An 18409-nucleotide genomic window follows, 5' to 3' on the forward strand; every position below is an offset into this window, starting at 1 on the left:
CGACAATTGACAGTCGAACCCGCCCGCCCGGACACGGGCGGGCGGGGCTGTTCGATCATCAGACGTTCGATCTACCAGACGCTCGGTCACCAGACGCTCGATGCAGACAAGGACAGGCCCGGCCCGTGCACGATCGTCCCCTCTTCGCTCCGGAGAAGCCTCCCGCCCCCGGAACCTGGCGCAGGGTCGTGCGGCTGTTCATGCCGCACCGGCTCGCCATCTGCTTCGTCGTCCTGCTCGTCGTGGCCTACTCCGCGCTGAACGCCGCCGTCCCGTTGCTGACCCAGCTGGTCTTCGACCGGGCGCTGTTCGGCGCGGGCGGTCCCGACCTGCCGCTGCTCGCGCTGATCGCCGGCCTGGCGGCGGCCACCGCCTGCGCGGTGGGTGTGGTGGACCTCGGCCAGTCGTGGGTGTCGGCCCGCGTCGCGCAGCAAGTGGTGCACGCGCTGCGCGTGGAACTGTTCGGCCGTCTCCAGCGCATGCCGCTGGCCTTCTTCGCCGCGACACCAGGTGGCGAGATCCAGTCGCGGCTGGCCAACGACACCGCTCAGATCGAGAACGCCGTCAAGGACACCCTGCCCAGCACGCTGTCCGGCGTCATCGGATTCGTGGCCGCCGCCGGCGCGATGGTGGCACTATCCCCCCAGCTCGCGGGTGCCGCCCTGATTCTCGCGCCCATCGTCGTCTGGGTGGCCTCCCGCTCCGGGCGAGCGCTCAAGAACCTGTCGGAGGTCAGCCAGCACTCTCGCGCGCAACTGTCGGCCATCGTGGCGGAGCGGCTGAGCCTGGGCGCCGTCATCCTGGCCAGGGTCCACGGCAGAAGCGCGGACGAGGCCGGCCGATTCGCCACGGAAAGCCGGCGGCTGATCCGGCTCGGAGTACGCTCCGGACTGGTGGCCCAAGGGGTGCTGAGCGCGGGACACGTCTTCTTCGTGTTGACCCCCTATCTGGTGTTCGTGGCGGCGGGCCTGTCCGACGGGATCACTCCAGGCACACTGGTGGCCTTCACCGTGCTGCAGGCCAGGCTCTACCAGCCCCTTTGGCAACTCCTGCACATCTCCACCGAGTTCCGCTCCGCCCAGGGAGCCTTCGAGCGGGTCTTCGACTACCTCGACATGGAGCCCGAGCCGGAGCCCGGACCTGACGCACGACCGGACCCCGCTCCCGGGCCCGGCGCGCTCGCCGTCCATGGGGCCACGTTCCGGTACGCCGCAGACGAGCGGGGCCGCCCGGCGTTGGACGCTGTGAGTCTCGCCCTCCCGGCCGGATCCACCACGCTGGTCGTCGGCCCGAGCGGCTCGGGCAAGACGACACTCGGCCACCTGCTGGCCGGCCTGCACACGCCCACCGAGGGCTCGGTCCGGATCGACGGGGTGAAGATCACCCGTCCGTCGCCCGGACAGATTTGCATCGCCACGCAGGAGCCCTTCCTCTTCCAGGGGTCGATCGCCGACAACCTCCGATACGCCGCCCCCGACGCCACCGCGGACGATCTCATGCGCGCCTGCCGGCTCACCCGCGTCCACGAGCGGATCATGGCACTCCCGGACGGCTACGACTCGCTGGTGGGAGAGCGGGGGGCGCTGCTGTCCGGCGGCGAACGACAGCGCATCGCCCTGGCCCGCGCGCTCCTGGCCGGCGCGTCCGTGCTGGTTCTCGACGAGGCCACCTCCGCGCTCGACCCGATGACCGAACTGGAGGTCGTCGAGGCGATCCTGGCCGAGCGGGCGGGACGGACGACGGTGATGATCACCCACAGGTTCGGCGTCCTCGAGTCCTTCGACACCGTCGTGGCCCTGGACGAGGGCCGGGTAGCGGAACACGGAGATCGCCTCGACCTGCTCGGCGACCGGCACGGATGGTACGCGCGGATGGTCCGCGCTCAGACCGGCGTCGCATAGACCCCCGTTCGCCCTGTGCCGCGTCAAACCATCACACAGGGCTTGAGCTGCATGTTCTCCGAAGCGGCTACGCGGCTCGCAGGCCCACCGGCGGACGGTCACCGACGCGATCGGCCTGGTCCTGCGCCGATGCCTGGATGGAGATGCGGGGTGTGATGGGCAAGTACGACACCCAGGCGCGCCTCGCCGCAGAACGTTCTACTGGAGATCGCGCTGTCGCCCGCCGCCGGATCGGCGATCAGGTTGTTCTGTCCCGCGGGCGGTGAGTTCGTCGTCGCGCACGTCAACAATCACCTGCCTACTGGCCAATAGCGACCAAGCGCCGGCGTCACATGGACATAGCCATTCAGTCATCTCTCCATGGGCGATAACCCGACCAGCACCAGTGCTTTGGCCCGGCGTAGTTTGACATCAGTTCTCCGTACGGCCGGCCCTCGACCCCACTTCTGCCATTGTCATCGGATCTGAACGGTGACAGTCGCCTGCGCCGGCTCCTCGGACGGACTGCCGGACACCTCGTGGTGATCTTGCCTGGCACCGCTGGCGGGATTAAGTGGCGGAGGCTTGAATCCTGTCCAGATGCGGGCCAGGACTGGAGGGTGATTTCCCGCCCGTAATCAAGTTTCATAGAGACGAGCGGGCGTCGTTGCCTCGATCACCGACCGAATGGGGGGCTGGTGATTGACATCGAGGGTGCACCGCTTTCAACCAGATGTGCTGTCCGTGGACTCCACCACTGCGGGCACGCCGCTGCTGCTCGCGCCGTGGTTCGGCAGCTCATCACAGGCTTTCTTGACGGGCGCATCTACCGGAATTCATGGCCGAAGAATATATGGCCGCTTTTTCTGTGTTGCCCCTTGAGCGTCGACCGGCTCAATGTGGAGACCACTGGCAGAGGGCACGCCGTCCGGTGTGTGTCAGGCCCCTACCCCCCGATTTCCCCTACCAAGGAGGTAACCATGGCTTCCTTCCCTTCTCGCGCCCGGCTGATCGTCAAGCATTCGGGCAAGGTGCCGGCCATCGAGAACGCCGGCCTCAAGGACGGTGCCAGCGTGAACCAGTACGACTCCGGCCACCAAGACAACGAGAAGTTCCGGCTGGAGCCCATCAGCGACGCCAACTGGTAGCTCACAAGGTCGGGCACGTCCGTGCCGTCCGTGCGCCGGACGGCCGGGCGTACCTGACATCGCGGTTCACCATCTCCACACTGCCGGGCAGCGGGCAACTGCCACAGAACGGGCGGCCCGGAACCCCTCGGGCGGGGGTCCCCGAGTCGTCGGAACAGCGTCTATGGTGCGCGATCCTGCGGGGATCAGTCTGGGTTGCGCATCACAAAGACGCTTCAGATGACCACCGATCGGAGTTGAGCCAGAATCTGGCGGCGAGGGCTTTTTGCTGATCATTTCCCAATTCCGGCTTCCCGGCGGTCGTCCCTACCTGTACATCCCTGCTTACGCGGTAGCCCTTGTTCAGGATGACCGGGTAGTAAAACACGCTGGTGGATCCTGCGTATGGGCCGCCTTGTGGCGGATCCCCCTCTGAACCGCCTGCTTGGGGACCCGTCGGGGACCACACGCCCTGCTCGCGCCGGGTGTGCAGCTGCCACAGTTCGTCGGCCACCGCGTCCGGTTCGTGGCGGGCGCCAGGGCCGATGGGGCCGACCACCGTGAGCTGCGCGGCGTGGACCCCGTCGTCGCCGAGCGCCGTCGTGGAGCATGCGGACGTAGGCTGACTCGGCCGCATGGGCGATCAGCGTTCAGGCAAGATCGGACCGCCCGCGAACGGTCTGGAACGTTCCCGCCGCGGTGAACGCGTTGGCGATCGGCGCGATGAGCGAGGCCAGGCGGCGGGCACCCGCGTCGCCGATCGGCGCCCACAGAGCGGCGCAGTGCTCGTCGGTCTCCACGTCGATGCGCTCACGTGCCGCACTGCCGGCGGCGGTGATCACAGCGTTGGAGTCGAGCCAGCCGCGCGCGACGAGGCGTGCCGTCGCCGCGCTCCACTCCTCGTCGTCCCACTGGCGGGTCGCTCGTGCGAGAGCCGTCGGGAGGCGGCCGGTTGCGGTGTGCAGAACGAGGCAGTCGCACGGCCCGAGGTCGTTGTCGGCGAGTACGACGAGATGGGCGTCGCCGCGCCACTCGCGCGCCACCGTGATCTGCTGCCAGAGCGCGACGAGAGGATCGGCGGGAAGCACGACCGAGGCGTTCGCGGCGGCCAGCACCTTGCCGGCGTAGTCGGCGCCGGCGACGACCGGGTCGATCAGCGAGCGCGCCTCGGCAAGGTGGTCGTCGGTGAGCTGTACGTTGACGCGCCGCATCGCCCGGCCGGCGGCCAGGAAGCGGGCGGCCTGCCATCGCCCGGGCGGTGCGACGTCCCACACGCCCGCCATGGCCCGCACTGCACGCGGGCTGAAGTTGTAGAAGGCCGCGAGCGTGACCTGCCACGGAACCGCGCCCATCGCGGCCGACCTGAAGGCCAGATACGCCGGCCCGCGGTCGCTCACGCCGAGCTCGACCGCCTCCTCGGCGGTTTCGGGGACGAGATAGATGAACAGGTGGGCGGCACTGATGGCGCGGCTGATGTCACGGACGGCGTTCAGGTCCATCAAGCCGTCGCCGGGGCGGGCGGAGTCGGGAAGGTGCATCGTGGTTGTTTCTCCTGGGAGTCGGGCGGTGCTGTCAGGCGGGTGTCTCGGCGGTCGCGATCAACATCGCGCGTCCGAGGGTGTGACCGGCCATGGTGAAGCCGAGGACGGCCGGCGTGGCGTCGGCCGGGACGCCTGTCGAGGGGATGTCGAGGGCGTGCACGACGACGAAGTAGCGGTGCGGGCCATGTCCGGCCGGCGGGGCGGCGCCGATGTAGCGGGCCACGCGGGCGTCGTTGGGCAACTGGTAGGCGCCCTCCGGCAGCTGTGAGCCGGTGTCGTCGCCGGCTCCCTCGGGCAGTTCGGTGACGGTGGCGGGGATGTCGGCGACCGCCCAGTGCCAGAACCCGGACCCGGTGGGGGCGTCGGGATCGTAGACGGTGACGGCATAGCTCTTGGTGCCGTCCGGGGCGCCGGTCCAGGACAGCTGCGGGGAGGTGTCCTTCCCGCCGGGCAGGCCGGAGGAGCGTTGCTCGGGCGGCCAGGGGGCGCCGTCGGTGACGGTGGTGCTGGTGACGGTGAAGGAGGCCGCCTTGGGAAAGCGGGCGAAGGGGTCGTTGGCAGGCACAGCGGTCGTTCCTTTCCGGACGAGTGCGGCTTACTTAATCGACCGTAGCACAAATAATCGATTATTCGAGGATCGTCTATGATGAGCTCATGGCTCAGATGGCGCACCCCTCGATCTCACCGGGGAAGCAGATGCTCTCCGAGCAGGTCTACGCACACCTGCGGGACGCGATCATGCGCGGCGACCACCCTCCTGGCGCCCCGCTCAAGCCGCAGGACCTGGCCAAGGAGCAGGGCGTGAGCCTGGCCGTGGTGCGCGAGGCGCTCGTGCGGGTGGTCGGCGAGGGGCTCGCCGACCGGCTGCCCAACCGCGGCTTCGCCGTCCCGGCCTTCTCCGACCGCCGCTGGCAGGAGGTCGCGGAGGCCCGTCGGACCGTCGAACCGGTCGTCCTGCGTATGTCCATCGAGCGCGGCGACCTCGACTGGGAGGCCCGTGTGCGGGCCGCCCACCATCGTCTGGTTCGCACTCCGGCGTACGTGCCGGAGGAGGGCGAGTACTACACCGGCGCTTGGGCCGAGGCTCACAGGGCCTTCCACCGCACGTTGCTGGAGGGGTGTGGCAACCGCGCGCTGTTGGAGACCTTCGACCGGCTGTGGACCGCGAGTGAGCTGGCCCGCCGTTGGTCGGCGCACCGCAACCCCGGCCGGGACGGCGCCAAGGAGCACCGCAGACTGGAGGAAGCGGCGCTGGCCCGCGACGCCGACACCGCGGCCGAGGTCCTGGTCCGGCACCTCACCTTGACCGCGGTTGCTCTGACCGACGACTCCGGCCAGGCCACCTAGGCCCACGCCGCAACGGCGAGCAGGACGCCGGTTCCCTCCAGCCCCAGAGGCCGGCCCTTCTAGATCCAGAGGCTGCCCAAGAGCCAGAAAAGCGCCCTGACCAGGGCCCTGGTCATCGGACGGGCCACGGAGGAACGCGGAGGAAATGCGGCGGAAGCCGGGCCGGGCCGTCAGTATCCAAGGACATCCGGCATCCAAGGACATCCGGCCTCGGAGCTGCCTATATTTCAGGCAACGGAATTCTCCTGTTGGAGGCTAGGTGTCCGATGTGTTCGCCAAGGATCTCAGCCGCCGGGTCGTGACCAGGATCGCTCCCGCCGAACTGCCGCTGTTCGACCAGACCTGGGACGCGCTCGGCGGCAGGACCAGGCCGAGGTCGCATCGGGATCCGCTCGGTTTCGGGTTGCCGGGGGTGGACGAGCTGCTGGTGACGGCGATCGTCTCCGGCGTGGTGACCACGGTGCTCGCGGACGTGGGCAAGGACGTCGGCTCGTGGACCGGCCGGCTGATCGGCCGGTTGCGCCGCCGTCCGCGGGAGCTGCCCGAGGCCCAGCCGGCGGGCCCGCCGCCGTTGCCGCCGGCCCGGCTGACGGAGATCCGCAAAGTCGCCTACCACAAGGCGCGCCGGATGGGCATGTCGCAGGCGCAGGCCGACGCGCTGGCCGACGCGGTGGTGAGCGAGCTGGCCCGCAACCCGTCATGAGCGGCCGTCTGCCGTCGGCCACCACGTCCGCGTTCGTCCTGCTGATCAGCCTGGCGTTCGCGACGACCGCGATCTACCGGCCGGGGATCTTCGACCTGCTGTCGGTGCAGGGGGCGGAGGTCCCGGCGAAGGTCAGGGAGGCGTGCCAGCTCGCGGCGCTGAAGGGCCTGGACGATCCCGCGTGCGACGTGATGAGCCGCGGGGCCCACCAGGATCTCCGGCTCGGCGTGTTGCTCTGTTTCGCGACGCTCGTCCTGCTCACCGGGCTGCAGTACTGGTTCGGCCCGGCCTGGCGGATCCGCCGCCGGCGGCTGCGTCCGGTCGGCGGCGAGGTGGGCGAGGAGCTGCGGCGGATGGCGGCGGAGGTGCTCGGCGGCCGCCGGGTCGTCTTCCTGCTCGACGTGCTCGACCCCGCGGTGGCCGGGCTGGCCTTCGGCCGGGCCGGGCGCCGGTACGTGGTGATCAGCCGGGGCACCTGGATGTCGTTCGAGCGCGACCGGCCGCTGTTCCGTGCGGTGGTGCTGCACGAGCTGGCGCACGTGCGCAACAGGGACCTGACCATCACGGCGGTGACGCTGGCGATGTGGCGGTCCTACGCCGCGGTGATCCTCGTGCCGGGTCTGCTCGCCGCCGTGAACGGAGTGTTGTCGGGGCAGGCGCCGTTCCTGCGGTCGGAGCTGATGCCGTTCGGGGCGCGCGCGGCGCTGTCGTGGTTGTTCGCCGCCCAGATCGCCGGGCTGGCGGTGTTGTCGTGGCTGACCCGTTCGGTGGTGCTGCAGTCGCGTGAGCTGATGGCCGACGCCCGCGTGTTGTCGTGGGAGCGGGACGCGACACCGCTGCGCCGCGTGTTCGAACAGGCGCCGGCGCCGCGCCGGTGGCCGGTGTCGCTGCGGGTGCGCACCCATCCGCATCTCGCCGTCCGGCGGGCCGCGCTGGAGGACGAGGAGCCGCTGGTGCGCCAGGGCTTCGTCTTCCCGCTGGCGCTGGGCGGCTGTTTCTCCCTGACCATGGATCCGGCCACGTCGCTGACCGCGCAGGGACGCACCAACACGCTGCCGTGGCCGGCGGAGGTGTTCGCCCTGCTGCTGGCCGTCGCGCTGGGGTTGCGGGCGTTGCGGGCCGTGGGGGCGCGCGGCGACGCGGTGCACGTGCCGCTGGGCCTGGCCGTGGGGCTGGCGGGCGGCTGGCTGCTGGCCCCGAGCAGGATGACGGACCATGCGCTGGCGCCGTTCCCCGTGGCGGTGCAGCTCGCCGGGCTGGTGGTGCTGGCGGTGGCGGGCCTGCTGCTGGGGGTGTGGGTGCGGTGGGTGGCGCGGGTGTGGGCGCCGCGGGTGCACGGGCTGCGGTCGGCGCTCGGGCCGCTGCTGCTGATCGCGGTGGTCGTGACGCTGGTCGCGCGGGCGTTCTACGACATCCAGGCCGACATCATCATCGCCCACGTGCAGAGATATCCCGCCGTCTCCGACCCGCTGGCCCAGGTCCTGATCAGCGCGCAGATCATGCTGGACTCCCGCCTGTCGGGGGGCGTCCTGCTGCTGCTCGCCGTCGTCCTGCTCATGCTGACCCCGATGGCGGTACGTTTGGTCACCCTCGGCGAACGCCGCCCGCCCGCGCCCCGGCGCACCGGCCGCGTCCCCCTGGCGGTGGGCTGCGCGGCCGCCGCGGCGCTGGTCACGGCAATGGTGTCGGGCACGGTCAACGGCTACGTCTTCCAGAGTTCCGGCACCGCGTTGTCGGGCGTCATCGCGACCGGAGCCGCCGTGGGCGCTGCCCTGGCGGCCTGCGTGGCCGCGCTGTCCGGGACGTCGCCGGTCGCGAAGGGCATGCTGACGGCTCTGGCCGCGGCGGTGCTCTACGCCCTCGCGCTGGAGCTGGTGTGGCTGCCCCTGCGGACGGCGCTGCCGTGGCCGATCCACATGATCATCCTGGAGCGCATGCTGGCGGCCGCGCTGATCGCCGCGCTGGCCACGGCCCTGCCGGCCCGCCTGCTGCCCGTCCGCGCGGGGCCTGGCGCGCCCGCGCCGCGGTGAGGCGGGGGCGCTGGACGGACGCTACTGCGTTCTCATCAGGTCCCAGAAGGACCGGTGGCGGTCGGCGCCCGCCAGCCAGGGCGCGAGGAACCAGGCCTCCCACTCGCCGTCGGCGGTCCTGACGTGCGGGTTGAGCAGGTACTCGCCGTCATCCCCGTAGCCGACCAGCAGGGTGTCGCGTACGTACTCCTCCCGCAGGTTGACGCAGTCCTGCTCGGCCCCGTAGACGAAGTAGAGCTCGTCGGGGACGCTGTAGGAGACCGGTTCTCCGGGCGACGGCCACAGCCCGGCGGCCTCGGGCTCGAGGTCGCGATACCAGCCGACCCGCGCGGCCGGCAACACGGTATGGCCGGACTCGTCGTCGCCCCAGCCGTCGGCGAACAGCAGGAACTGCCGGTAGCTCGGTGGCAGGGCCGTGCCCAGCCGGTCTTCGAGCCGGCTGACCTCCGCCTCGCCGGCCGGAGGGTGCAGGGCGTTGCCCGGCGCGGGCGGCGGGCCGCCGGGGCTCCGGGGGGTCAGGCCCTTCGCCGCGAAGAGGGCGGGCCAGCCGTACTGGGTGTTCATGGCAGGTGACCGTATCCGCCGCGGCCGACATTCCGTCCGGTCCGGCGGCCGGATGACGGTTGGGATGATGGGGTCATGGACACCCCCATCCCGATCGACACCGATGCCTGGCCGCGCCGGCAGCACTTCGAGCACTACCGCCGGGCCGTCCCGTGCACGTACTCGATCACGGTGGAGATCGACGTCACCGCGTTCACGGCGGCGCTCGGCCGGTCGCGGCGCAAGTCCTACCTCGCGCAGGTGTGGGCGATCGCCACGGTCGTCAACCGGCACGACGAGTTCAGGATGTGCCTCACCGCCTCGGGCGAGCCGGCCGTCTGGCCCGTCGTGCATCCGGCCTTCACGGTCTTCAACCCCGAACGCGAGACGTTCGCGTGCGTGTGGGCGCCCTACGACCCCGACTTCGCCGCCTTCCACGACGTCGCCGCTCCCCTGCTCGCCGAGCACGGCCGCGCCACCGAGTTCTTCCCTCAGGGGCCGCCGCCGTCCAACACGTTCGACGTGTCGAGCCTGCCGTGGGCGTCCTTCACCGGGTTCAACCTCAACATCGGCGACAACTGGGACCACCTGGCCCCCATCTTCACCCTCGGCCGGTACACCGAGCGCGACGGCCGGGTCCTGCTCCCCCTCGCCCTCCAGGTGCACCACGCCGCCGCCGACGGGTTCCACTCCGCCCGGCTCGTGAACGAGCTCCAGGCCCTCGTCGCGGACCCGGCCTGGATCGACCGGAGCCCGGCCGGTTCACCAGCGCGCCCGTAGCGGGTGTCGCGTCGGAGAGCCTTCGCCCCGTGGTGACGTGACGCGCCGTTCGCATGCCGGTCCGGGCGGCGCGAAGTCGGCCGCCTCGATCCCCCGTCGTCCGCCGCCGATCAGGGCAGGCGGGCGTGTTCGGCTCGGGTGGCGGCGATCCGCTCACGCGCGAGCGTACGGGCGCGCTCGGTGTCGTCGCCGGTGAGCCGGGCCAGGATCGTCGCGAGCGGGCTGACCTGGCCCCTGCCGCCCCAGTGCCCCTCGGGGATCTCGGTGGGGAAGACCCAGATCCGGCCGGCGTCACGCGGCCAGGCGCCGTTCTCCGCGTCGAGGATGGCCTCGGTGACCTCGGCGATGACGCTCGCGCGCTTCCGCTCGTCGAGCTGGCCCTCGGGGACGGACGGGACGACCTTGTAGCGGGGCGCGTCCGCGGGTTGTCCGCCGACGTAGACGCCGGCCGGCCGGTGCAGCCAGAGCCAGGAGACGGAACGGCTCACCGGGTCGGCGGGGTCGAATCCCTCGTTGCGGATGAGGATCTCGGTGATGCGGTTCAGCAGGGCCGCCTCGGCGTCCGGCTGGAGCGCCCCGTCGGGGATGTACACGTCGAGCATGGGCATGGTCGATCTCCTCTGTGAGTTTAGTTCTTCAACTCAGGCCGGGAGTCTACGAGGGCTGAGTACAGCTTGTAAACCCAGACGGGTACACTCCTCCCATGGAGACGCGGCGAATCGACCCGGTGAACTGCTCGGTGGCGCGCGCCCTCTCGGTGGTGGGGGAACGCTGGTCGCTGCTGATCGTCCGTGAGGCGCTGGACGGCGCGCGCCGGTTCGGAGAGTTCCACTCCCGCCTCGGGATCGCCAAGAATCTCCTGGCGACCCGGCTCGAGACCCTGGTGACCGCGGGAGTCATGCGGCGCGTGCCCTACCAGGAGCCCGGGGACCGGCAGCGCTTCGCCTACGAGCTCACCGAGCAGGGCCGGGCGTTGCGGCCCACGCTCGTGGCGCTCCTGGAATGGGGCGACACGTACCTCGCCGACCCGCAGGGCCCGTCCGTCATCGTCCGGCACCGGCCCGTCGATGACGCGAGCTCCTGCGACGAGCCGGTCAAGATCGTCCTCGAGTGCGCCGCGGGGCACCGCCACCTCGCCCCGGAAGACGTCTGCCGCACGCCCGGACCGGGCGCGCGCTTCGTGGAAAGCCCCTGAGATCACATGCCCGTTCTGCCCCCGCTACGGACAGGGTCGTCCGAGGTGAGGGTTCTCCCGGGGACCTGTCGGGGGCATCCCTGATGCAGGCCGCGGCGAGGCCGGACAGGATGGACGGCATGAAGATCACTGCGATCGCGGGCGGCCTGCTGGCCTCCGCGGTGCTCCTGACCGGGTGCGGCCTGGACGCCATCGGCAAACCGAAGAACGAGGAGACCAGCACGTACCAGGTCAAGGAGAAGGTGCAGCGGCTTCACCTCAGAAGCGGCAGCGGGAACGTGACCGTCACCGAGTCGGATGCCGCCCATGTCAGCGTGACCGAGAGGCTCTACTGGAGCAACGACAAGCCGCGGACCGCGCACAAGGTGGAGGGCGGCACGCTGTCCGTCTCCTACGACTGCGCGAAGTCGTGGGGCACCTGCGGGGTCGAGTACCAGGTGGAGGTCCCCAAGGGGGTGCCGGTCGACGTGGACGCCGGTTCGGGCGATCTCACCCTGCGGTCGCTCACCGGCCCTCTGGACCTGGAGGCCGGCTCCGGCGACATCAAGGGTGACGGCCTGGGCGGCAAGAAGCTGCTGGTCAAGGAGGGATCGGGCAAGGTCACCCTGAAGTACGCGGTCGCGCCGGAGAGCGTCGAGCTGTCGGCCGGTTCGGGCGACGTCGTGCTCACCGTCCCCGACGAGACCTACGACGTGAAGGCCAGTACGGCCTCCGGCGACGCCGGCATCTCGGTCAAGAAGGACGGCTCCTCGCCGCGCAAGATGTCACTGACCACGGGTTCCGGAGACATCACCGTCTCCGCCGGGTAGCCGGCACCCCGCGCAGCGCCGGATCACGGGCGGTCGCGCCAGGGTTCAAGCCTGCGGACTGGTGCCCTCGAGGACGTCGTAGCCGACGAACTGGAACATGCGCTCGCCGAGAGCCAGCGGCTGCGGCCGGCCCGTGTAGCGATGCACCCCCACGCCGAAACCCGCCTGGGGGTCGGACAGCCACGTCCGGTCGAATCCTCGCTCCTCGAACCAGGCGCAGATCAGCGGAACCCGGTCCGGCGCGCGGCGGTGCCGCGTCCAGATGACGGTGGCGCCGGTGGCGCACAGCTGTGGGCAGAAGCCGATCGTGCGCTCGATGTCCTCGTCGGTGATGTTGCCGAACATCCCGCAGGCCAGCACGATGTCGGCCGGCGCCAGGTCCTGGTAGTGGTCGGTGAGCGCGGCGTCAGCCGTCACCACCTCGACCTGGTCCAGCCCTGCGGCCGCGGCCGCGGCCCGGGCGATCGCGGCGTTGCCTGGATCCAGTTCGACCAGGCGCGCCCGGACGTCGCCACGACGGGGATGATCGGCCATCACGCCGAGAAGGTCACGGCCTTGCCCCGAGCACAAGCTGATCACCTTCAGCGGACCAGGCGGGCGAGCGTCCAGTGCCAGCCGAAGCTGGTCCTGGACGACCTGCAGCCGCCGCGCCAGGACGGAGTCGTCGAGGTCGTATTCGTCGTGCCAGGTCTGCCAGTCCATGACCGCACCCTACGGCCGCCCTGTCGAACAGTCCCGGCGAATGTCGCAAACGTGTCCGTCAGATCTGCGCGTCCTCGCGCGGGCGAGCGTCCCGGGCGTTGACTTTGTCGCAAGGAATGACGCACCATGTTGCTACAAAGCTTGCGACAAAAGGAGTAGGCATGACGAACGCTTCCACGTCCGACGCCGGACCGCCGCCGGCCGACGTCCGGTCCGCCGAGACCTGGCTGCGGCGGCACGGCCTGGGCGACGGCACGCCGACGCCGTTGCTGGCCACGCGCCTGGCGGTGCGGCGGCGGGTGCGGCTGCTGGGCAGCGTCCTGCTGGCCGTGCTGATCATCGCGGCCTCCCTGGCGCAGGTCGCCGCCCTGCCGGGAGCCTCCGGCGGCGCCGGGCCGGGCCGGCCGGCGCCGATGCTGGCGCTGAGCGGGTCGATCGCCGCGCTGCTGCTGACCCAGACCCTGCTGGACGCCTGGGTGCGGCGCGTCGACCGGCGCGCCGGGTCCACGCTGCCGCGACGGGTGGCCCATCCGGTGCGGCTCGGCTGGGCCGCCCTGCTCGGACGGCCCTACGCCGCCGTGGCGGGCGCCACCTTCGCCTGCGCGTTCGCGCTGGGGGTGAGCGCGCTGGCCGTCACCGAGGGCACCGCACGGTACGCCGCCGTGGTGCTGCTGGTCGCCGTGACCGGAGTCGCCCTCGTCGCCGTCCTGCAACTGCGCGAGACGCTGGCCCGGCCCGTCGTGGCCGAGGACGAGATCTCCCTGACGGCCGACGTCGTCATGCGGATCGAGGACGCCCGCGAGAGCTACGCGCCGCCCGTGTTGTGGGCGCTGCCGGTGGTGCTGCTGTCCGGGTTCGCGCCCGGATGGTGGAGCGCCGCCGCGGTGGGTTTCCTGGTGCTGGGGGTGCTCGCCCTGGTCGCCGTCCATGCCAGGACCCCGTCGTACGCGGCCACGGCGCGGCGCGCGGTGGGCCTGCGATGATCGTCATCGACGCGGGCTCGCCGGTGCCGCCGTTCGAGCAGTTGCGGGCCCAGCTCGCCCGGCAGATCCAGAACCGCACGCTCGCCGTGGGCGCCCGGCTGCCGACCATCCGCCACCTGGCGGCCGACCTCGGCCTGGCCGTCAACACGGTCGGCCGGGCGTACCGGGAGCTGGAGGAGGCGGGGCTGATCGAGACGCGCGGGCGGGCGGGCTCGTTCGTGTCGGCCGCCGGCGAGGAGGGCCGGGAACGGGCCCGGCGGGCGGCCGCCGACTACGCCGCCGTGATCGCCAGCGTCGGCCTCGACGCGGCCGAAGCACTCCGCATCGTGCAGGCGGCCCTGACGTCCGGCACGGTGGCACCGGCCTCTCCATGACGGCACCCCGCCGCGGCGTCACGTCACCAGGCACGGGGGCGGGGGGCGACGCACGAGGTGGGATCGGCGCGACGGGCCCTTGCGGCGGGCGGAGAAGGCCACCTCCCGCAGCTCCTTTTGCGAGGGCCTATGCCGAGACGATCCATGACCCTGGTCTCTTCCTCCGGATAGCGGATGCGCGCACACTGTTTCGCCGCCCACAGATCGGCCGCCCTGCTTCACGGCCGACGTACTGGATCTTGTGACAGGATCGCGGGATGCTGCGACTCACCGACTTCATCATCGACTGCCCGGATGCGCTGAAACTGGCGGCCTTCTACTCCGCGGTGACGGGTCGCCCGGTCAAGGAGGGCAGCCACGAGAACTGGGCCGGCATCCAGTTCGGCGAGATCGAGCTGGCCTTCAACCCGGTGGAGCGCTACCGCGCCCCGCAGTGGCCCGACAGCGAGCACCCCAAGCAGTTCCACCTCGACTTCGAAGTCGACGACGTCGAGGCCGAGCAGAGCCGCGTCCTGGCCCTCGGCGCGTCCCTGCGGCAGGAGTTCATCGGGCCCAACGGCTACGGGTGGCGCGTCTACACCGACCCCGTCGGCCACCCCTTCTGCCTGTGCCGCAACAAGGGTGTCGTCTGGACCGACCAGGGCCCCGTCTGGCCCGACCGCGCCCAGTAGCTGTCGCCGACAGTTCTCCGATCCCCCGCCGGCGTCAATCGCGGGAGGAGGAAACGTCCGGATGTGGCCGCGTCGAGCCGAGCGTGACCGGCTTGTCGGGCATGCGCACCCGTAGATCGCGAGCCGGCGCGCGCCGGTCGGACGCCGTGTCGGACGCGGCGGCGGGCGCCGGGGCGCCACCGGGCATCCCGCCCGTCGTGAAGTCCCACCACACGCCCGGCACCTCGTGGGCGACGACGGTGTCGGCGGTGCCCGTGCCGCCGTCGTAGCCGAGGGTGTAGATCAGGCGCTGGTCGTCGTCGGTGATGAACGCCGTCACCGGCCACGACTGCCCCGGCGCGCCGCCCGCCAGATGGGTGACACCGCCCCGGTAGCTGCGCAGGCTGCGCACCGAGTCGTCGTCGGTGTACTCGTAGGCCAGCGCGGTGCCCTTCTGGCTGAGGAACAGCGCCTTGCCGTGACCGTTGACGTCCTCGGGGACCAGGCAGTTGCCCGCGCCCGGCGTGGCGCCGCCGATCCTGGCGACCATCAGGCACGAGGTCTGGGACGGATGCGCGGTGAACCGCAGCGCCACCACCTGCCCGTCGCCGGAGATGATCGGGTCGCCGACGTCGGCGCCCGGGAAGATCTCCGTCGTGCCGCCGGCGGCGGCGTCGTACAGCCAGGTGCGGTACTTCTGGGCGGTGGCGTCGTAGGTGGACCAGGTCACCCGGTTGCCGTCGCCGGACAGGACGCCCTCGCCCGTCGAGGTCGGGCAGTCGCCGTCGGTCTGGGAGTCGCACGAGGTCAGCTTCTGCGCCGCGCCGCCCTTGACCTGCCGGTACAGGTTCCACCGGGAGGTGGCCGAGTGCACGTCCAGCTTCTTCCAGTACACGACCGCGTGCCCGTCGTCGCTGACGGCGGAGACGTAGCCGTACTCCTCCAGCGTCCAGGAGGTCCTGGCGGCGATGTCGTGCACGACCGACCTCGGGGTCAGCACGCCGGTCCACTCCAGCGAGGTGAAGGCGACCACGTTGCCGTTCCGGCCGGCCAGCGGGCCGCCGACGAAACCGGTGACCGGGGTGACGCCGTCGGCGCCCATGGACACGACCTGCGTGCCGCCGCCCTGCGTGTCCTTGCGCAGGATGAACGGCGCCGTGCTGGAGGGCGCGCGCCGGTCGTCCGGCATGAGGTTGCTGCGCGCCTTGGTCAGGAAGAAGATGTAGCGGCCGTCGCCGGAGGCCGCGGCGCCGGTGGCGCCGCCGGCCGTCCCGGAGGAGTCGGGGCGGCCCTGCGTCTCGGTGCTGCCCGCGAGGTCCGCGCCGAGCGTGGAGGGCGGGCCGAGGAAGATCACGTCCGTCGGCGTCAGCTTCAGCGGGGCGGACGGCTCGCCGCTGCCCTGGGCGTTCTGCGCGATCACGGTGACGCTGTACGTCACCCCGGGCGTGAGCCCCTGGACGAGCTGGTGCGTCGCGTCGCCGCCATAGGCGAACGCACGCGCGGTCCCGCTGCCGTCCTCGGCCGTCGCGGTCACCACGTAGCCGGAGATGTCGCTCATGCCGGTGTCGGCGGGCGGCGACCAGCTCACGGTGGCCCCGCGCAGCGTCGGCGCGGTGTAGGTGTCGAGCTTGGGCGGTCCGGGTGTGCCGTACTTGGTGCCGACCTCGACCCCGCCGCGGGCCTGCAGCTGCGGGTGCCCGCCGGTCGCGGGGCTGGTCACCTCGACCTCGGCCACGCCCTCCTGCGCGGAGTTGTACAGGCCGTCCGCGGTCAGCGTGCCGGGGCCGCTGATCAGCTTCCACTGGGTGACGACGTCGTCGGGATAGCCGGAGACGCTGACCTTGAACTGGTAGTTCTGCCCCGGTCCCACCCCGCCGAGCTGAGGGGTGACCTTGATGCCCTGGAACGCGCCCGCGGCGTGGGTGACCGTCCAGAACGAGCTGATGATGTCGTCCTTGCGCCAGACCGAGTAGTCCTTGCCGATCGCGCCCAGGTCGATGGCGGCCCCGAGCCGGGCCAGCACCCGCAGTTCCCACCACGGGTTCTGCGTGGTGTCGGCCTTGAGCTGCACGCCCGGCACGTCCACCACCAGGGCGGGGCCCGCCAGGCCGTACAGCAGGAGCTCGACGTCGGTGGAGACGGCGGCGGTGACCGTGCCGTCGCCGTAGGCCCCCACGCCGCCGTCGCTGTAGAAGCCCGGGCCGCCGTCGTTCGGGGTGCAGGACGTGCCGCTCTTGCCGGTGTGGCAGCGCGTGCCGAACTGCTTGTCCCAGTGGACGGCGAAGCTCAGCCCGACCGACGCGGACGCCTCGACCGACAGCGCGACCGAGAAGCGCACGCACACCACGACCGGCACCTTGCCCACCATGAACGAGAAGCACGGCCCGTTGACGTGCCCGAGGTGCACCCGCTTGTCGAAGGCGAACCCGAGGCCCTGCTTCACCCGCACCTCGGAGCTGATCTTCGTGGTGTTGCTGATGTCCACGCCCCGGCCGGCGGAGTCGGTGCTGGCGCCCATCTTGGTGTCCTGGTCGATCACCGCCCAGCCCTCGACCTTCGTGACCGAGCGGCCCTTCTGCTCGAACGACTCCTCGAACTCGATGACCAGGTTCCCGTCCCGCAGGCCGATCCGCGGCCCGGCCGCCCGGTTACTGGTGTTCTCGACGGGTTTGACGAGCCTCGCCCCCGGCACCGACGGCACGAACTCCACCTGGTCGCCGGAGTCCACGCGGCCGTCGGTGGCGAAGTTGGCGTCGGTGAAGGCGTCGCTCAGCGAGGCGGCCGTGGTCGAGACGACGAACCGCCCGTTCTGCAGCGCGGTGCCGGACACCTTGCCGAAGAACCCTTCGGGGGTGCGTTCGGTCTGGCCGATGACGAGCAGCGTGCCCGCGGTGAGCCCGGTGACCTCCGCCGGCGGGTTCTCGAACTCCAGGACCCGCCCCCGTACGGCCCGCAGCGTGACCGCCGCCTGCGGGGACAACACCCGCGGCTCGCTCTTGACCGTGAGCTTCGGCGTGATCGCCTCGGTCGGGGCGCTGGCCGTGCCGGTGCCCGCGGCGTTGGCGGCGCGCACGGTGAAGGTGTAGGCCGTGGCCGGGTCCAGCCCCGAGATCGTGGCGGTGGTGGCGGTGACCGTCGCGCTCTTCCCGCCGGGGCTGGCCGTCACCGTGTAGCCGGTGACGGGGCCCGTGCCGACGTCGGCGGGCGCGTCCCAGCTGACCTGGACGCTGCCGGAGGCCGGGAGCCCGGCCCGCAGGTGCGTCGGCGCGCCGGGCGGCCGGCTCGCCGCCGGGGTGACCGCCGCCGCGGTGCTCGGGACGCTCGCGCCCACCGCGTTCCTGGCCACGACCGAGACCGTGTACGCGGTGCCGTTGGCCAGCCCGGTCACCGAGGTGACCGTCGTGTCGGGCGGCGTGTCGACGGTCCGGCCGCCGGGCTGGACGGTCACCGTGTACCCGGTGATCGGCGAGCCGCCGTCCACCGCGGGCGCCCACTGCACGTCCACGCGCTGGTCGAGGGGGGTCACCAGCAGCGCGGGCGGGGACATGGGCACCTCGGCGGGCGCCGGGCGCACCGCGTCCGAGGGCGGCGACGGGTCTCCCGCGCCCGCCGCGCCGACCGCGGTGACGGTGAAGGAGTAGTCGGTGCCGTTGGTCAGGCCGGTGACCGTGGCCTGCGTGTCCGTCGTGTTCACGGTGGCGCCGCCGGGTGAGGCCGTCACGACGTAGCCGGTCACGCCCGCGGC

Annotated in this window: 17 protein-coding genes; 11 read left to right on the forward strand and 6 right to left on the reverse strand. The window is 71.5% G+C overall.

Translation table 11 applies throughout. The features are described 5' to 3' along the window. Nucleotides 1–125 precede the first annotated feature (125 nt). Nucleotides 126–1901: an ABC transporter ATP-binding protein gene (locus tag AB0J71_RS35595; protein ID WP_364418309.1), complete on the forward strand. Its 1776-nt coding sequence runs from the start codon at nucleotides 126–128 to the stop codon at nucleotides 1899–1901. A gap of 959 nt (nucleotides 1902–2860) precedes the next feature. Beyond that, nucleotides 2861–3028, forward strand: coding sequence for a hypothetical protein (locus AB0J71_RS35600; RefSeq protein WP_352325543.1), 168 nt, complete (start codon nucleotides 2861–2863; stop codon nucleotides 3026–3028). Between the two features lie 629 nt (nucleotides 3029–3657). Here AB0J71_RS35600 and AB0J71_RS35605 read toward each other — a convergent pair. Beyond that, nucleotides 3658–4545, reverse strand: a complete 888-nt coding sequence (locus tag AB0J71_RS35605) for a hypothetical protein (protein WP_364418311.1) — start codon at nucleotides 4543–4545, stop codon at nucleotides 3658–3660. 34 nt (nucleotides 4546–4579) lie between these two features. Beyond that, nucleotides 4580–5113: a YbhB/YbcL family Raf kinase inhibitor-like protein gene (locus AB0J71_RS35610; RefSeq protein WP_352325547.1), complete on the reverse strand. Its 534-nt coding sequence runs from the start codon at nucleotides 5111–5113 to the stop codon at nucleotides 4580–4582. Nucleotides 5114–5202: 89 nt separating this feature from the next. Between AB0J71_RS35610 and AB0J71_RS35615 the strand changes: the two genes are divergently transcribed. From AB0J71_RS35615 to AB0J71_RS35625, 3 genes are all read left to right on the forward strand, one after another. Next, on the forward strand, nucleotides 5203–5895 hold the full coding sequence (locus AB0J71_RS35615; RefSeq protein WP_352325548.1) for a GntR family transcriptional regulator: 693 nt from the start codon (nucleotides 5203–5205) through the stop codon (nucleotides 5893–5895). Between the two features lie 259 nt (nucleotides 5896–6154). Next, nucleotides 6155–6598 carry a hypothetical protein gene (locus AB0J71_RS35620; RefSeq protein ID WP_352325549.1) on the forward strand — a complete coding sequence of 148 codons (444 nt, stop codon included), beginning with the start codon at nucleotides 6155–6157 and terminating at the stop codon, nucleotides 6596–6598. Then, on the forward strand, nucleotides 6595–8628 hold the full coding sequence (locus AB0J71_RS35625) for a M48 family metalloprotease (RefSeq protein WP_364418313.1): 2034 nt from the start codon (nucleotides 6595–6597) through the stop codon (nucleotides 8626–8628). The genes AB0J71_RS35620 and AB0J71_RS35625 overlap by 4 nt, the downstream gene beginning before the upstream one ends. A 21-nt stretch (nucleotides 8629–8649) precedes the next feature. On the opposite strand, the gene AB0J71_RS35630 is transcribed toward AB0J71_RS35625, so the two are convergent. Further along, nucleotides 8650–9192 carry an SMI1/KNR4 family protein gene (locus AB0J71_RS35630; protein WP_352325551.1) on the reverse strand — a complete coding sequence of 181 codons (543 nt, stop codon included), beginning with the start codon at nucleotides 9190–9192 and terminating at the stop codon, nucleotides 8650–8652. Nucleotides 9193–9267: 75 nt separating this feature from the next. On the opposite strand from AB0J71_RS35630, the gene catA reads away from it, so the two are divergent. After that, entirely contained in the window at nucleotides 9268–9951 is a 684-nt protein-coding gene (gene catA, locus AB0J71_RS35635) for a type A chloramphenicol O-acetyltransferase (protein ID WP_352325552.1), read from the forward strand. A gap of 110 nt (nucleotides 9952–10061) precedes the next feature. Here catA and AB0J71_RS35640 read toward each other — a convergent pair whose 3' ends face one another. Further along, entirely contained in the window at nucleotides 10062–10559 is a 498-nt protein-coding gene (locus tag AB0J71_RS35640; protein WP_364418315.1) for a hypothetical protein, read from the reverse strand. A 95-nt stretch (nucleotides 10560–10654) separates the two neighbouring features. On the opposite strand from AB0J71_RS35640, the gene AB0J71_RS35645 reads away from it, so the two are divergent. Next, on the forward strand, nucleotides 10655–11146 hold the full coding sequence (locus AB0J71_RS35645; RefSeq protein WP_364418317.1) for a helix-turn-helix domain-containing protein: 492 nt from the start codon (nucleotides 10655–10657) through the stop codon (nucleotides 11144–11146). Nucleotides 11147–11265: 119 nt separating this feature from the next. Further along, a complete protein-coding gene (locus AB0J71_RS35650) occupies nucleotides 11266–11955 on the forward strand; it encodes a DUF4097 family beta strand repeat-containing protein (RefSeq protein WP_364418319.1) in 690 nt (229 codons plus the stop codon). 45 nt (nucleotides 11956–12000) lie between these two features. Here the strand turns inward: AB0J71_RS35650 and AB0J71_RS35655 are convergent, their stop codons facing one another. Next, nucleotides 12001–12657 carry an SAM-dependent methyltransferase gene (locus AB0J71_RS35655; protein ID WP_364418321.1) on the reverse strand — a complete coding sequence of 219 codons (657 nt, stop codon included), beginning with the start codon at nucleotides 12655–12657 and terminating at the stop codon, nucleotides 12001–12003. Nucleotides 12658–12818: 161 nt separating this feature from the next. Here AB0J71_RS35655 and AB0J71_RS35660 point away from each other — a divergent pair, with 161 nt between their 5' ends. The 3 genes from AB0J71_RS35660 to AB0J71_RS35670 all read left to right on the forward strand — a co-directional run bounded on the left by AB0J71_RS35660 (nucleotide 12819) and on the right by AB0J71_RS35670 (nucleotide 14685). After that, nucleotides 12819–13640: a hypothetical protein gene (locus AB0J71_RS35660; protein ID WP_364418323.1), complete on the forward strand. Its 822-nt coding sequence runs from the start codon at nucleotides 12819–12821 to the stop codon at nucleotides 13638–13640. After that, nucleotides 13637–14014 (forward strand): GntR family transcriptional regulator, encoded by a 378-nt coding sequence (locus tag AB0J71_RS35665; RefSeq protein ID WP_352330917.1) that lies wholly within the window; start codon nucleotides 13637–13639, stop codon nucleotides 14012–14014. The genes AB0J71_RS35660 and AB0J71_RS35665 overlap by 4 nt, the downstream gene beginning before the upstream one ends. A 257-nt stretch (nucleotides 14015–14271) precedes the next feature. After that, a complete protein-coding gene (locus AB0J71_RS35670; RefSeq protein WP_364418326.1) occupies nucleotides 14272–14685 on the forward strand; it encodes a VOC family protein in 414 nt (137 codons plus the stop codon). Between the two features lie 34 nt (nucleotides 14686–14719). Here AB0J71_RS35670 and AB0J71_RS35675 read toward each other — a convergent pair. Continuing rightward, nucleotides 14720–18409 (reverse strand): fibronectin type III domain-containing protein (locus AB0J71_RS35675; RefSeq protein ID WP_364418328.1); only part of this gene is annotated, 3690 nt, incomplete at its 5' end.

Source organism: Nonomuraea sp. NPDC049637 (assembly GCF_040675235.1).
Classification (GTDB): domain Bacteria; phylum Actinomycetota; class Actinomycetes; order Streptosporangiales; family Streptosporangiaceae; genus Nonomuraea.